This window comes from Rhodoglobus galactosidasius (assembly GCF_054957775.1).
In genome coordinates, this window is sequence record NZ_JBQIAV010000002.1 from 110,139 (window position 1) to 124,351 (window position 14,213).

At 59.3% G+C, this 14,213-nt stretch carries 15 protein-coding genes; 9 read left to right on the forward strand and 6 right to left on the reverse strand.

Annotation, left to right across the window (positions count from 1 at the left end):
• The first annotated feature begins 17 nt into the window (after nucleotides 1-17).
• A complete protein-coding gene (locus ACTJJW_RS03080; RefSeq protein ID WP_010202510.1) occupies nucleotides 18-269 on the forward strand; it encodes a type B 50S ribosomal protein L31 in 252 nt (83 codons plus the stop codon).
• 100 nt (nucleotides 270-369) lie between these two features.
• On the opposite strand, the gene ACTJJW_RS03085 is transcribed toward ACTJJW_RS03080, so the two are convergent.
• Together ACTJJW_RS03085 and ACTJJW_RS03090 are read right to left on the reverse strand one after the other, a co-directional pair.
• A complete protein-coding gene (locus ACTJJW_RS03085; RefSeq protein ID WP_462642623.1) occupies nucleotides 370-1,482 on the reverse strand; it encodes an IS1249 family transposase in 1,113 nt (370 codons plus the stop codon).
• A gap of 166 nt (nucleotides 1,483-1,648) precedes the next feature.
• Nucleotides 1,649-2,350 (reverse strand): exonuclease domain-containing protein, encoded by a 702-nt coding sequence (locus tag ACTJJW_RS03090; protein WP_462642624.1) that lies wholly within the window; start codon nucleotides 2,348-2,350, stop codon nucleotides 1,649-1,651.
• A gap of 130 nt (nucleotides 2,351-2,480) precedes the next feature.
• Between ACTJJW_RS03090 and ACTJJW_RS03095 the strand changes: the two genes are divergently transcribed.
• The gene (locus tag ACTJJW_RS03095) at nucleotides 2,481-3,392 is read left to right on the forward strand and encodes an alpha/beta fold hydrolase (protein WP_462642625.1); all 912 of its coding nucleotides are present in this window, start codon (nucleotides 2,481-2,483) and stop codon (nucleotides 3,390-3,392) included.
• Nucleotides 3,389-4,459 (forward strand): glycosyltransferase family 4 protein, encoded by a 1,071-nt coding sequence (locus tag ACTJJW_RS03100; protein WP_462642626.1) that lies wholly within the window; start codon nucleotides 3,389-3,391, stop codon nucleotides 4,457-4,459. Before ACTJJW_RS03095 ends, ACTJJW_RS03100 begins: the two co-directional genes overlap by 4 nt.
• A gap of 29 nt (nucleotides 4,460-4,488) precedes the next feature.
• Here the strand turns inward: ACTJJW_RS03100 and ACTJJW_RS03105 are convergent, their stop codons facing one another.
• Nucleotides 4,489-5,121, reverse strand: coding sequence for a histidine phosphatase family protein (locus ACTJJW_RS03105; RefSeq protein ID WP_462642627.1), 633 nt, complete (start codon nucleotides 5,119-5,121; stop codon nucleotides 4,489-4,491).
• A gap of 46 nt (nucleotides 5,122-5,167) precedes the next feature.
• A complete protein-coding gene (locus tag ACTJJW_RS03110) occupies nucleotides 5,168-5,998 on the reverse strand; it encodes a Sir2 family NAD-dependent protein deacetylase (RefSeq protein ID WP_462642628.1) in 831 nt (276 codons plus the stop codon).
• An 82-nt stretch (nucleotides 5,999-6,080) separates the two neighbouring features.
• Between ACTJJW_RS03110 and ACTJJW_RS03115 the strand changes: the two genes are divergently transcribed.
• The 3 genes from ACTJJW_RS03115 (at nucleotide 6,081) to ACTJJW_RS03125 (ending at nucleotide 9,362) form a co-directional block, all read left to right on the forward strand.
• Nucleotides 6,081-6,884, forward strand: a complete 804-nt coding sequence (locus ACTJJW_RS03115) for a TrmH family RNA methyltransferase (RefSeq protein WP_462642629.1) — start codon at nucleotides 6,081-6,083, stop codon at nucleotides 6,882-6,884.
• A gap of 34 nt (nucleotides 6,885-6,918) precedes the next feature.
• Nucleotides 6,919-8,145 (forward strand): D-alanyl-D-alanine carboxypeptidase family protein, encoded by a 1,227-nt coding sequence (locus ACTJJW_RS03120; RefSeq protein ID WP_462642630.1) that lies wholly within the window; start codon nucleotides 6,919-6,921, stop codon nucleotides 8,143-8,145.
• Between the two features lie 110 nt (nucleotides 8,146-8,255).
• Nucleotides 8,256-9,362 (forward strand): fatty acid desaturase family protein, encoded by a 1,107-nt coding sequence (locus tag ACTJJW_RS03125; RefSeq protein ID WP_462642631.1) that lies wholly within the window; start codon nucleotides 8,256-8,258, stop codon nucleotides 9,360-9,362.
• 78 nt (nucleotides 9,363-9,440) lie between these two features.
• Here ACTJJW_RS03125 and ACTJJW_RS03130 read toward each other — a convergent pair whose 3' ends face one another.
• Nucleotides 9,441-10,202: an SGNH/GDSL hydrolase family protein gene (locus ACTJJW_RS03130; RefSeq protein WP_462642632.1), complete on the reverse strand. Its 762-nt coding sequence runs from the start codon at nucleotides 10,200-10,202 to the stop codon at nucleotides 9,441-9,443.
• Between the two features lie 149 nt (nucleotides 10,203-10,351).
• On the opposite strand from ACTJJW_RS03130, the gene ACTJJW_RS03135 reads away from it, so the two are divergent.
• From ACTJJW_RS03135 to ACTJJW_RS03145, 3 genes are all read left to right on the forward strand, one after another.
• Nucleotides 10,352-10,615, forward strand: a complete 264-nt coding sequence (locus ACTJJW_RS03135; RefSeq protein ID WP_462642633.1) for a GlsB/YeaQ/YmgE family stress response membrane protein — start codon at nucleotides 10,352-10,354, stop codon at nucleotides 10,613-10,615.
• A 142-nt stretch (nucleotides 10,616-10,757) separates the two neighbouring features.
• A complete protein-coding gene (dinB, locus tag ACTJJW_RS03140; protein ID WP_462642634.1) occupies nucleotides 10,758-12,005 on the forward strand; it encodes a DNA polymerase IV in 1,248 nt (415 codons plus the stop codon).
• A gap of 69 nt (nucleotides 12,006-12,074) precedes the next feature.
• Nucleotides 12,075-13,841, forward strand: a complete 1,767-nt coding sequence (locus ACTJJW_RS03145) for a DEAD/DEAH box helicase (protein WP_462642635.1) — start codon at nucleotides 12,075-12,077, stop codon at nucleotides 13,839-13,841.
• Nucleotides 13,842-13,947: 106 nt separating this feature from the next.
• Here ACTJJW_RS03145 and ACTJJW_RS03150 read toward each other — a convergent pair whose 3' ends face one another.
• Complete coding sequence (locus tag ACTJJW_RS03150) at nucleotides 13,948-14,151, reverse strand: cold-shock protein (RefSeq protein ID WP_009772173.1); 204 nt, start codon at nucleotides 14,149-14,151, stop codon at nucleotides 13,948-13,950.
• Nucleotides 14,152-14,213 lie beyond the last annotated feature (62 nt).

The window sequence follows — 14,213 nt, forward strand, 5'->3', positions numbered from 1 at the left end:
GAACCCAGGGAAATCCAATGAAGTCCGAGACCCACCCCACATACATGCCCATCGTTTTTCGCGACCTCGCGTCGGGCTCCACGTTCCTCACTCGCTCAACTGTGACGAGCGAGAAGACGATCGAGTGGGAAGACGGCACCACCTACCCGGTGATTGACGTTGAGATCTCCTCCGAGTCGCACCCGTTCTACACGGGCAAGCAGCGCATCATGGACTCTGCAGGACGCGTTGAGAAGTTCAAGAACCGTTATAAGGGCTTCGGCAACTAGTAACACCCAGATTTCACTGAAGGCGACCGGTACTCCGGTCGCCTTCAGTCGTTAACAAAGGAGGCTTATAGGCCAAAACGTGTGGATGGCTTTGGGCGTGTCATGCCCGGCCGGTCCATCCTGATCTGGCCCAGAGGCCTTCTTCGGCTGTTGTGTTGGTGTCGTAGTAGCTCGGCTCGGCTTCTTCCTCAGCGTCAGTTTTCTGGTCTTCGGGTGTCGGGGCTGGGGTGGGGCCTGGGGTGAGTTCGTGGGCGCGTTCCAGTGGTATTTCGTGCAGGGTGAGGAACCATTCCGCGGCACGTTTCATGTGGGCCTCGTTCATGCCGCGGTGGTTGCGCAGCACGGTGCGGATGCCGTTATTGATGCCGCCCTCGAGTGGGCTGGTGGTGCGGGCGTTGCCATGGGTAACGTAGGTGAATAGGGTGCCGTCTCGGCTGAGTTTGGCCAGTAGTTGCCAGGCTTTGCGGAGCCGGTCGTGGGTGAACCAGTACCGGTGACCGTCGGAGCTGCGTTCCTTCGTGAGGTGTCCGTGGGCTTGCCACCAGGCCTCGAGCTTCAGCCGCCACGCGATCACCGCGTCCTCGTCCCGCACGGCGGACAGCTCTCGGGATAACGTCAGCAGGCGGCGGCCGGCATCGGTGCGGGGATTCAAAGTGAGATGACGGCGGATGTTCATCTGCACGTGAAACAAACACCGTTGCGTTTTCGTTTCTGGCCAGACACGGTGCACCGCAGAGGCGATCCCGGCACCACCATCACAGACCACGACCGTAGGGGCGGGGAGGCGTTCCAGTAGTGCCGTCCACGCTGCCGTCGATTCCCTAGCGCACCACTGCCAGGCCAGGACTTCCAGGGTCTCGGTGACTGCGATCAACAGGCACCAGGAACCAACCCAGACCCCGTCGATGAGGATTTGGTGGTGGGTAGTCTCGACCGGTCCCAGACGAGGTTCAACACCCCAGCACCAGGCGGTGGAGCGGCGAAATGAGCGACCCGTAGCAGTGCCAGTGATCTCCGTCTGGGACTGTTTGCCAAGCAGCCACCGCAAGAACTGTTCCAGCTCGTGCCGCCGGGCCAGGTCCGGACGTTTTCGGACTGAGGATGCACGACAGTTTGGGCATAACCACCGTTGTGTTCCTGCGACAGTGCGCCCGTTCTTTATCAGGGTCGTTTCACATACCAGACAACGGGTCGAGTTGAGAGAGTTCGGCACACCTAAGGGTCACCGAGTATGACAACCTCGCTCTTGCCCAGTATTCATATGGTCAGATCAAGATCCCATCCACACGTTTTGGCCTATAACCCGGATTCGAGCCGAGCGCGCATTTCACGCCGTGCCGCCGTCACCTCTTCCGCTCTGGCCGCTACAGCTGTGGCCGTTACTGTTGCGGGAAGGAGCGTACTGGCCACTCATCGTTAGCGACAAAACTGTGATCGCCCTTCGACGACCGCATATAGTCCTGAAAACTGGCAGCTTGGTCGGCGTACCACTGACGCTGACGATCGTGGAGCTCTGAGAACGGGATGCTCAGCTCATCGTTGAATTTCACGAGCAGCGCTTGAGCGACCCGAGCGGCAGCGATCGCATCCGAACCAGCATCGTGTGCGTCATCAAGCGAAACTCCATACAGCCCAGAGGTCACCTCAAGCGTGCGCTTTCCGCGACGATAGCGGTCCACTGCTTTATCGATCACGAGAGGATCAATAACGACGTACGGTTCGACAAGAGCATCGATTGAATAGCGGCGGCACTCCCGATCAAGCAGCGAGAGATCGTAAGGCGCGTTGTACACGACCAGGGGGATACCCAGGGCGCACGTGACCTTGAGAGTTTGCACGATCTCGGCAACAACAATCGCAGCCTCGCGACCCTCAGCACGCGCCCGCTCGGTCGAAATTCCGTGGATAGCGGCAGCACCCTCGGGAATTTCCACTCCCGGGTCTGCCAGCCAGTCCCACCGCGAAATTACGAGGCCAGAAGCATCAACAATAGCGATGCACGCTGAAACGATGCGACTCGTTTCAACGTCGACGCCGGTGGTCTCAAGATCGAAAGTGGCTAAGGTGCCCGAGTTGCTCATCCACTCAGCGTAGGCGGACGCACCGACAGCAGGAACGCGGCTCGCGGAGATCTAACCGCGAAGCTCAATTGTCGACGGCGCGACACAGCGGATGCCAGCAACTCGGCGACGACTGCCTAGAATTGTGTGAATGAGACCCGCATCGCCGTACGGAGCACTGCTCGCCGAGAACCCGGCGAGACACTCCACCATCGACGTCCTCGGTGCCACCACGCACTACTGGGAGTATGGGCCAGCCGATGCCGAGACTGTGCTGGTGCTTGTGCACGGGTTTCGGGGCGACCACCACGGTCTCGACGCTGTGTGCGCGCATATTCGTGGCATCCGCATCATTAGTCCGGATATTCCTGGCTTTGGCGAGTCCGCACCGCTCAATGGCCACACGCACGACATCACGGGCTACGCGATATGGTTTGAAGCGTTCGTCGGCTCGCTAGGCCTCAGCGGTCGCGCAGTGCTTCTCGGCCATTCCTTCGGTTCCATCGTCGTATCTGCGGCCATCGCTCGTGGGCTGGCTACTCCGCAACTCATCTTGGTGAACCCCATCGCAGCCCCAGCACTCGCCGGGCCCAATGCAGTCTTGAGCAAGATCACCCTCGCGTTCTACCGACTCGCACGGGCACTCCCACACGCACTTGGCGCCCCGCTTCTCAGCAATTGGCTGGTCGTACGCGTGATGAGTCTCGCGATGACAAAAACTCGCGACCCTGAACTTCGTCGCTGGGTACATCAACAACATCACGCCCATTTCAGCAGCTACGCAAACCGCGACAGTCTGCTCGAGGGCTTTGAAGCGTCCATCGGATCCGACGTGAGCATGTTTGCCGAGCAGATTCCGATGCCGACCTTGCTGATTGGAGCGCGAAACGACCCGATCAGTCCGGTGCCTGCGCAGGAGCGGCTCGCGACGCTGATTCCGGATGCCCGACTCGAACTCTTCGATAATGTCGGCCACCTCATCCACTACGAACGGCCGCGGGAAGCAGCCGAGCTAATTGTTGCGTTCCTGAACTCGGGAACAGTTGCGGAGTCCAGTACATGAAAATTATCTTCGATTGCCGCTACACGCGCATTGGCAGGCACGACGGAATCAGCCGCTACGGCTCACGGCTCGTAGAAGAACTGAGCAAGCTGCATCCGGTAACCATGCTGATCTCCGACAAGCGACAGCTAGAGCTCCTGCCCGACCTTCCGTGGGAGCTGGCGAGCTCACCCACCGGCGCGGGCGAGCCTTTCGTCGCCCTTCAGGTCAATAAGCTCAATCCCGACGTCGTATTCTCTCCGATGCAAACTATGGGGCCGTTCGGCCGCAAGTACACACTCGTCACCACTGTGCACGACCTCATCTATTACAAACACCCCACGCCGCCGCACAACTTGCCGTGGCCGGTTCGATTGATGTGGCGCATTTACCACCTCACCTGGGCGTTCCAGCGAGCGCTGCTCAACCGAGCGGATGCTCACGTGACCGATTCGCACACGACTCGAGATCAAATGCTTGAGCACCGTCTCACCAAGAAACCTATTTCAGTTGTCACGCTGGGCACAGACAGCTCTGAAGAGTCCGCAGTGCGCGCGGTTCCCACCTCACGTGAGCTGGTTTACATGGGCTCCTACATGCCGTACAAGAACGTAGAGCTAATAGCGCGTGCTCTGCACGACCTGCCCGGCTACACCCTTCACCTGATGAGCCGCGCGAATGATGACGTGAAGGCCCAGTTAAGCGAGCTCGCTCCAGAGTCAAGCCTGATCTTCCACGACGGGGCCAGCGATGAGGTGTATGTCGAAACGCTGTCGCGGGCGACGGCGCTCGTGTCAGCATCGCGCGACGAGGGTTTCGGTCTTCCCCAGATAGAGGCGATGGTGTTAGGAACCCCAGTGCTGGTTAGCGACATTCCGATCTTCCGCGAGATTTCTGGACCTGCCGGAGGATTCTTCAATCCGGATGAGCCCGCGGAACTTGTGCGTGAAGTCAGAGCACTCGAAGATCCCGCCGTCTGGCAGATACGCTCAACAGCCGCGCGCACCCGATCCGCAGACTTCACGTGGGCAAGGGGAGCTGCTGAGCTCTCTCAGGTGTTGCAGGATGCGGTGGCAGCACGCAAGTGAGCACGCAAGTGAGCTACCGTGTTGCCCCGTTACTGAACTGACGACTCTCGGCGCGCGATAACGTTCTGCGCGTCGAACGGCTCTCCACCCTTGGTTTCCGACTCAGCTTCAATCGGGTCATCGAAGTTAACCAAGTAGAGAGATCCATCATCATGGCGAAAGCTGTGCACTGAACCGTTGACGATCGGTGCCCGCGGTCGCTCTGGTGCCACCGCAGCCAAGATCGTGGCGATCACACCACCGTGGGCCACCACGATCACGGACTTCCCGTGGTTTTCCTCGGCGAGCTGCACGAGAGCGGGGAGAGCTCGTTCACTCACCGATTCGCGTGTTTCGCGGCCAGGAACTTCGGTATCTCCTGGATACAGAGCGTCGACTTCATTGGCGGTGCGTCCTTCGGCATCACCGTAACGGCGTTCGACAACCTCAGGAAGTGCGGTCGGCGCAGCCAGACCAACCTCGGCGGCAATGATTTGCGCAGTTTCCATCGCGCGCGAGAGCGGGCTGGCAAAGATTCCGTCCCACTCGCGGCGGGCGAGCAATTCGCCGGTGGTCTTTGCCTGAGCGCGACCCGTCGAGTTCAGCGGAATATCGCTGCTGCCCTGAATGCGCCGTTCACGGTTCCAGTCCGTTTCGCCGTGACGCACGAGGTAAATGAACACAGAACTCCATTCGATAGCAGCACACGCAGTCGCGCTTGTAGAGCGCTCACGCAGTAAGTCGTTCAAGCAAATCGCACAGAATCACGGATGCCCCGCCGTCAAGCTTAACGTCGGCCCGCCGATCAGCTTTAGTCGTGCCTCGATTAATGATCACGAGAGGAATTTGCTTGCGAAGCGCGCGCTCTACCAACCGGATGCCGGAGTTCACCACGAGCGACGAACCCGCGACGATGAGCGCTTCTGACTGGTCGACAAGCGATGATGCGAGCTGGAACTTTCGTGTCGGAACAAACTCGCCAAAGAAGACGACATCCGGCTTCAACATGCCACCACAGACGGTGCACTCAGGAATCACGAAAGCCTCGACGTCGTGAACCTCGGCGTCACCGTCGGGGTTGAGCGTCTGGGACTCAGACTCTTCTAGCCAAGGATTGAGCTCTTCGATCCGCTGAGCGAGCGGGGTACGCGCGTAATACTGGCCGCACCGAAGGCAACGGGCCCGGTCAATGCTGCCATGGACATCCACAACGCGTGTTGATCCTGCCTGTAAGTGCAGTCCGTCGACGTTCTGTGTGATGACGCCGTTGCTGAGCCCGCGACGTTCAAACTCGGCGAGGGTGGAATGGCCGTCGTTGGGGGCAGACGACGCAAATCGCTTCCAACCTAAGTGGCTTCCAGCCCAGTACCGTTTGCGAAAGTCTTCGGCGCCCTGAAACTGCTGGAACGTCATCGGATTACGCACAGCGGCGCCCTCACCGCGATAATCGGGTATGCCGGAATCGGTGCTGATGCCAGCACCCGTGAGAACGCTGATGAGCCTTCCGCTGAGAAGCTCTGCAGCACGGTCGATGTCATGGCTGCCGTTTTGTATCTGCACACCTCCAGCGTAGACACTGCTAACAGCACAAATGCCTCGTCATGCCTCTCTGAGCCGCGAATCTGCAAGTTGGGAACACATAGTGAATGTCGTCAGGGTCACCGAACTCTCCGATCCACGGTTGAGCGACTTCGCCAACCTCACCGATGTTGCCCTTCGCCGGCGCACTGAACCAGAGGGCGGTCTTTACATAGCCGAGTCGTCCAAGGTCATTGCCCGCGCTCTGCGTGCCGGACACATCCCGCGGGCCTTTCTTGTGCTCGAACAGTGGCTCGACGACGTCGCAGAACTCCTGGGCGACTCGGATACCCCGGTCTATGTGGGGGAGTCGGAGCTACTCGAACAACTCACGGGGTTCAATCTTCACCGCGGGGCTCTGGCATCGATGCACCGACCACAATTGCGCTCCGTTTCGGAGTTGATCGAGGGCGCTCGTCGCATCGTTATCCTCGAGGACATTGTTGACCACACCAATGTTGGTGCGGTATTCCGTTCGGCTGCCGCGCTGGGGGCTGACGCCGTTCTCATTACACCGCGCTGTGCGGATCCGCTTTACCGCCGCAGCGTGCGCGTGAGCATGGGCACAGTCCTCCAAGTACCCTGGACCCGGCTTGAAAACTGGCCAGCCGATGCAAAGGTGTTGCAGGCTGCAGGCTTTCACCTCGCAGCGCTCGCACTGAGCGATGACGCAATTGACCTCGACACGTTTGCTGCGAATGCTCCTGAACGTGTCGCGCTGATTCTCGGCACCGAGGGCGATGGCCTCTCGCGGCAGACGATCGAAGCTGCCGACAGTGTCGTGAAGATTCCGATGATGCACGGTGTTGACTCTCTCAATGTGGCTGCCGCCAGCGCAGTGGGCATGTACACACTCCGCGTGCGCTAGCTCTCATCCACCACCAAACTGTTACCGTTATGCGGTGCCGCTGACTCAACGCCAAATCTTTCGTCGCCGTCGCATTGTTGTCTTCTCCGCCATCGGGGTCCTGCTGTCCACGGCCTTCTACCTTCCGATGACGTTGCTTGCGCCACTCGGCGCAGTATCTGCAACGGTGATCGCTCCGGCCACGCCGGATCTCGCAGAACCCGAACTCGCGTTCCCGAGTTACGGAGCATCGGCGATCGCTGCCGTTGACCGGCCTGGGGTGCTCGCTAGTGCTGGCAGCAACGAGGCTTTGCCGATCGCTTCAATCACCAAGGTCATCACTGCGCTTGTCGTCCTCGACGCGAAACCCCTCGGAGCGGATGAGCCGGGGCCCACGATCACGTTCGGGCCAGCCGATCTCGACTACTACTACACACAACAAGCTCAATTTGGTCTCGTGTGGCCAGTATTTGACGGCCAACAGTTGTCGCAGCGCGAGGTCATGAACGTTGTGCTTCTTGCCTCAGCAAACAACTACGCCCAGACGCTTGCACGGTGGGCATATGGCTCAGACGAAGCGTTCGTTGCCGCTGCCGCGACGTGGCTTAGTGCGCACGGGCTCGAGAATACGACGCTAAGCGAAGCCTCGGGCATCCAAACTTCCAACACAAGCACCGCGCAAGACCTCACGGAACTCGCACGACTCGCGATTGGGAGTCCTGTCGTTGCCGCGATCGTGTCAACGCCATCCGTTGAAGTGCCGGGCTTGGGCACCGTCAGCAACCGCAACCAGTTGCTCGGCATTGACGGCGTAGACGGGATCAAGACGGGAACACTCCAAGACGACTGGGCTTGTCTTCTTTTTTCTACCGATGTCACGATCGGCGGCGAGATCAAGACCCTCGTAGGCGTGGTTCTTGGTGGACCAGATCATCCCACTATTGCTGCGGCAATTCGTGCCCTCATTGCGGATGCGACTGAGGGGTATACCGAAGTGACCCTCGCAACTGCCGGTGAAGAGTTCGCCGAGTACGACACGCCGTGGGGTGACGACTCGAGCGCTGTCGCCTCCGACACGGTCACTCGCGTGGTGTGGGGCGAGGACGACATCACAGCGACAGTGGATGCCGAACCAGTCCGTCTCACAGATGCGGGGATGAGCGCGGGTGTGGTCTACGTTCGCATCGGCACGGAGTCCATCGAGATTCCGTTGGAGTTCAGCGACGAGATTGACGATCCCGGCGTGTGGTGGAGACTCACAAATCCACAGAGTCTGTTTTAGTTTACGAATAAACACTGGGCTCACAGGCACTCGCGGTAGGGTGGAGTGCATCTGGAGCACCCGCTCGTATGTCACATGGCTGGGAAGTCATTCGAAATTTCTGAGGTCACGTGAGCAGTTCTCTCTCAGCCGATTCCGCACGTGTAATTAAAACTGGTCCACGCGGTGTTGGTAATCCCATCAGCGAATTCGCCGCGCTACTGCGCACTGTTCGCGAAGCTGGACTGCTGCGTCGCAGCCGAAGCTTCTACATCATCACTTTTGCTGTCATCACCATTGCTATGGTCGCAGCGTGGTTCGGCTTCGCGATGCTCGCAGGCACATGGTACGTGCTACTTATCGCTGCCGCCATGGGCATTATCTTCACGCAGTATGCGTTCTTGACCCATGAGCTCGCTCATCGTCAAGTGTTCGATTCGAGCAAGCTCAATGACACTCTCGGACGTGTCTTGGCCGATCTCGTGGTCGGTATTAGCTACGCCTGGTGGATGAATAAGCATTCGCGTCATCACGCTAACCCCAACACGGTAGACAAAGACCCCGATATCGAGACCGACTTCATCATTTTCCAGAAGGAAAAGGCTGTCGGCCTCAAGGGAATCACTAAGTTCATGGCCAACCGCCAGGGCTACCTGTTCTTCCCCGCGCTTCTCCTCGAGGGTTTCAACCTTCATTCACACGCTTTCCAAGAGGTTTTCAATCTCAAGAAGAAGGTAGATAAGCGCTCGCTCGAAATCGTGCTCCTGCTTGTGCGAAACATCGGTTACCTCGCGGTCGTCTTCACATTCTTGCCTGTGGGCATGGCGTTTGCTTTCCTCGCGGTTCAGATGGGCATCTTCGGCCTGTACATGGGGGCGTCGTTTGCCCCCAACCACAAGGGAATGCCGATTCTGCCGAAAGGTTCGAAGGTCGATTATTTGCGTCGTCAAGTGCTCACGAGCCGCAACATTCGCAGTGGTCACTTCATGAACCATTTCATGGGCGGCTTGAACTATCAGATCGAGCACCACTTGTTCCCCACGATGCCGCGCCCGCACTTGCGTCGCGCCGCAGAGATGGTCAAGGAGTACTGCAAGACCAGGGACATCAGCTACACCGAGGTTGGACTCGTCACGTCGTACGGCATTGTGATCCGTTACCTCAACGAGGTCGGACTCGGTGCCGACGGTGACCCGTTCGATTGCCCCGCAGCGGGTCGAACCGGCTACACCGGCTAAAGAGATACACCGCACTACACAACACGCTAAAAGGGGCCTCTACCGAGCTGGTAGAGGCCCCTTTTAGCGTGTCCTGGCTTAGAAGCCTGGGCGCTTGGCCGTGATGTTGTCTCCCGAAGACTGATGACGAATTCGCCGCAGCACCCAAGGCATGAGGTGTTCGCGCGCCCAACCCATATCTTCGACGCGGGCCCGACGCCACCGCCGAGGCGGCAGGGGCTCTGGCTTGAACGGTTCGAGTTCGTTGGAGACGTTGAGCGCGTTAAGAACCATACGGGCAACGGTGTGATGGCCAACCGGCGAGAAGTGCAGGCGGTCCGGTGCCCACATTCGCGGATCAGCAAGCTCTCGCAACGACCACATGTCGGCGATGACCGCATCGTGACGCTGGGCGATTGCGCGAATGTTCTCGTTATAGATGGCAACTTTGCCACGCATGCGATTGAGCACTGGCGTCATCCCGATGTCTGGGCCGGTAAAAAGCACGACGGTAGCGCCGTCTCTGCGCAGACCTGCAACGAGGGCGTCGACTCGAGCGGCGACTTCATCGGGGTCTGAGCCGGGCCGAATGATGTCGTTACCGCCGGCAGAGACGCTGATGAGGTCTGGCTTGAGCTCCAGCGCTGGCTCAAGCTGTTCGGCCTGCACCTGGTTCAATAGTCGACCGCGGATGGCAAGGTTCGCGTAGGCAAAGTCATCTTTGTTGTGGCCAAGCACCTCTGCCACGCGGTCAGCCCAGCCTCGATTGCCGCCAGGGGAGTCGGGTTCGGGATCGCCGATCCCTTCAGTGAATGAGTCACCGATCGCTACATATCGGGTCCACGGATGTTGTTCTTCCACTTGTCTAGCTTGCCTCAGATCTTGTCTGCGCGAAACCCGTGTGATTCCTGTGAGCGACCTGTATGGCTTGACCCCTGATCGGGGTTCATATTATATTTACTCACGGTCTTCACCTCGAAGACCAGTTAACCCCGTTTGGAGAAAACACAATGGGAATCATCGGTTGGATCGTACTGGGACTGATCGCTGGCGCTATTGCTAAGGCCATCCTGCCTGGCCGCCAAGGCGGCGGTTGGATCGCGACACTGATCCTTGGTGTCGTCGGAGCGCTTGTTGGTGGCTTTGTTGGTGGCGCGATCTTCAACATCGGCCTTGAAGAGTTCTTCTCCATCCAGACGTGGCTGGTCGCCATCGCTGGCTCAGTTCTCGTGCTGTTCATTTATGGACTCGTCACGCGCGGCTCACGTCGCTAACTCTTTATCAGCATGACGGGCGGCATACTTCGGTGTGCCGCCCGTTGTCGTTAACGCGCACCTCAGCCATTTCTCGTTGGCCCGGCATCTTCCGCAGACCTATCGCACGCACGCCGTCAGAAGCACCTGAGACAATAGACACATGGGCAAGCAAGACGGAATGAAGCGGCACGTTTCCGCCATCAACGTCGATGACAGCACCGCGACCATCCTGCATGTCGACATGGATGCCTTCTTCGCGTCGGTCGAACTCCTCGACCGTCCAGAGCTGATCGGCAAGCCCGTAATCGTCGGCCACAACTCGACCCGCTCTGTCGTTACGGCGGCCACGTACGAAGCGCGCAAGTATGGCGTCAATTCGGCGATGCCGATGGCGCTCGCGCTTCGTCGCTGCCCCCAAGCGATCGTGCTCGAACCGCACTTCGAGCGATACCAATACTTCTCCGCAAAGGTCTTCGAGATCTGTGATGAACTCACCCCCAAGGTGGAACGCTTGGGCATCGATGAGGCCTTTCTGGACGTCGCTGGTGCGCGCGCCATTTATGGCTCGCCCATGAAGATTGCTGCCCTGCTGCGGGCACGGGTGCTCGCTGAGACTGGTCTGGTGTGCTCGGTGGGTGCTGCTGCATCCAAATATGTCGCCAAAGTTGCGTCTGGTTTATCGAAGCCAGACGGGTTGCTGGTGATTCCTGCCGACAAGACCATCGAGTTTCTTCACCCCTTGCCCATTTCTGCGTTGTGGGGCGTCGGCGGCAAGACCGAGGAGGCGCTTCACCAGCGCGGTTTCTCCACCATCGCCGATATTGCTCACGCTGATCGTGCGTCGCTGACTCGCGCAGTGGGGGAGGCGAGTGCCGTCAAGCTCCATAATTTGGCCTGGGGTAACGATCACCGGGAGGTTGCGGAGCGCCCTGCAGAGAAGAGCATTGGGCATGAGACGACCTTCGAATACGACGTGCTCAACGCCGACGAAATCCGCAGAGAATTGCTGCGGCTGTCGGGCAAGGTCGCCATTCGCCTGCGAGCAGCGGGCATGGTGGCACGCACAGTAGTTCTCAAGTTGCGGTTTGAAGATTTCAGCACGGTGACTCGGTCACGCAAGCTACCCGAACCAACTGACCTAGGGCGCACTCTCTACGACACTGTACGGGGCGTCTATGAAGAGTTCGCGGCAGAGGGCCGCCCCGTTCGACTAGTGGGTGTTCGCGGTGAACAGCTTGTCGATCCCGGTGGCACGCTAGTGGGTCTCTGGGATACCACCGATGGCTGGCGAGATGCCGAAGAGGCAATGGAAGCGGCGTCAGCGCGCTTTGGGCGAGGAGCTGTTGGCCCCGCTCGGCTGTTAGGCGCTGAGCGCTCCGAGCGCCCGAGGCTCGGCCAACGCGATTAGCCCGCGCTAGCAGCGAAACTCCGCTGCGGCGACCATCGATGTCAGTGAGAAACGGTAAAGTCTTATCAAGTGAGCACTACATTGCCTGGCCCAACAGTGGGCACGTTTGCAGCGGAACATCTCTCACCGTCGTACCCTGAACGCGCCGCCAGAGGCACCGCATCCAAGTTGCGAGCCTGGCAGGCCGAAGCCCTTGACCTGTATTTCGAACGCCAACCGCGTGACTTTCTTGCCGCAGCAACCCCGGGGGCCGGCAAAACTACTTTTGCGCTACGCCTTGCTGTAGAACTCATCGCACGACGCGTCATCGACCGCGTAACCGTTGTCGCGCCCACCGACCACCTCAAACGGCAATGGGCCGACGCTGCCGACCGCGTTGGTCTACGGCTCAACCCAGGATTCTCCAACGGTGATGCCTGGGGCGGGCGCCGGTTCAATGGAATTGCCGTCACCTACGCACAAGTCGCGATGAAGGCCTCTCTACATCAGGAGATCACCGATTCGGCACGAACCCTCGTGATTCTCGACGAAGTGCATCACGGTGGCGATGCTTTGAGCTGGGGCGACGCAATTCATCAAGCGTTTGGCCGAGCAACTCGTCGGCTTTCGCTCACGGGAACCCCTTTCCGCAGCGACACTGCCCCCATTCCGTTCGTCACCTACGCACCCGACGGCAACGGCATCCGCACCTCCGTCACCGACTACAGCTACAGCTACGGTAGAGCTCTCGGGGATGGTGTCGTGCGCCCCGTCATGTTCATGGCCTATGCGGGAAAAATGCGCTGGCGTACCCGAATGGGCGACGAAATGGAAGCGCGTCTCGGCGAAGGCGACACCAAAGATGTCACCTCGCAGGCATGGCGCACTGCTCTAGATCCCAAGGGCGAATGGATGCCGGCCGTACTGCGTGCAGCCGATCGTCGCCTGAGCGAAGTGCGGCATTCAATTCCGGATGCCGGCGGCCTCGTCATTGCTACCGACCAGCTTGCAGCTCGCGCCTATGCGAGCCTCATCAAGGAGATCACGGGGGAGTCGGCAACTATCGTGCTCTCCGACGAGAAGGAGTCTTCCGCTCGAATCGAGCAATTCGCTGCGAGCGACAGCCGGTGGATGGTCGCCGTGCGGATGGTGTCCGAAGGCGTCGATGTTCCCCGGCTAGCCGTCGGGGTGTACGCAACCTCGGCTTCCACACCGCTCTATTTCGCGCAGGCGGTCGGCCGTTTCGTGCGCGTCCGCCGTCGCGGCGAGACTGCATCAATTTTCTTGCCGAGCGTGCCATCGCTGATGCTTCTCGCAGAGAAACTTGAGCAGGAACGCGATCACGCGCTCGATCGCGACAGCGAAAAAGATGATCTTCTCGATGACAGCCTTCTCGACAGCGAGAACCGCGAAGAGAAGACGAGTGATGAGCTTGCTGACGAGTTCATTTGGGAAGCGATTGAATCAGACGCAAACTTCGACCGGGTGCTCTTTGACGGTGCCGAGTTCGGCTTTGCGGCCGAGACAGGCAGCGACGAAGAACTCGACTTCATTGGATTGCCCGGCATCCTGGAGCCCGAGCAGGTGCGCGAGCTGCTTCTGCAGCGCCAGAAACGCCAGTCGCGCCGCGCCGAAAGCAAGCCCAAGGCAGATCAGCCGCAGCCGCTATACCGCACGCTCAAAGAGCAGCGCACGCTCCTGAACAACTTGGTGGGTCGACGCGCCAAACTTTCCAACGAGCCACATGGACTCATTCATGCTGAGCTGCGACGAGTCTGCGGTGGCCCGGCTGTTGCACAGGCGACAGTGACGCAATTGCAGACCCGAATCGACTACCTGAGCAAGAGCAAGCATTAGCAGCACAGTGCTGGTCAACACACAGTGCTCATCAACACACAGTGCTGGTTAACAAGAAAATGCCCCGGTATAGGACCGGGGCATTTTCGTTACTGAACTATCAAGATCAGATGGGGCGGATGTTCTCCGCCTGGGGTCCCTTGGGACCCTGTGTGATGTCAAACTCAACCTTTTGGTTCTCGTCGAGCGACTTGTAGCCATTTGTTGCGATGGCCGAGTAGTGGGCGAACACATCAGGACTTCCGTCCTCGGGGGCGATGAAGCCAAAGCCCTTTTCTGCGTTGAACCACTTGACGGTACCTAGTGCCATTTAAAACTCCTCCAGGAGCGTTCTTTCAGGCCCCGACAGTCGAGGCCGCATCCATGCCTTGT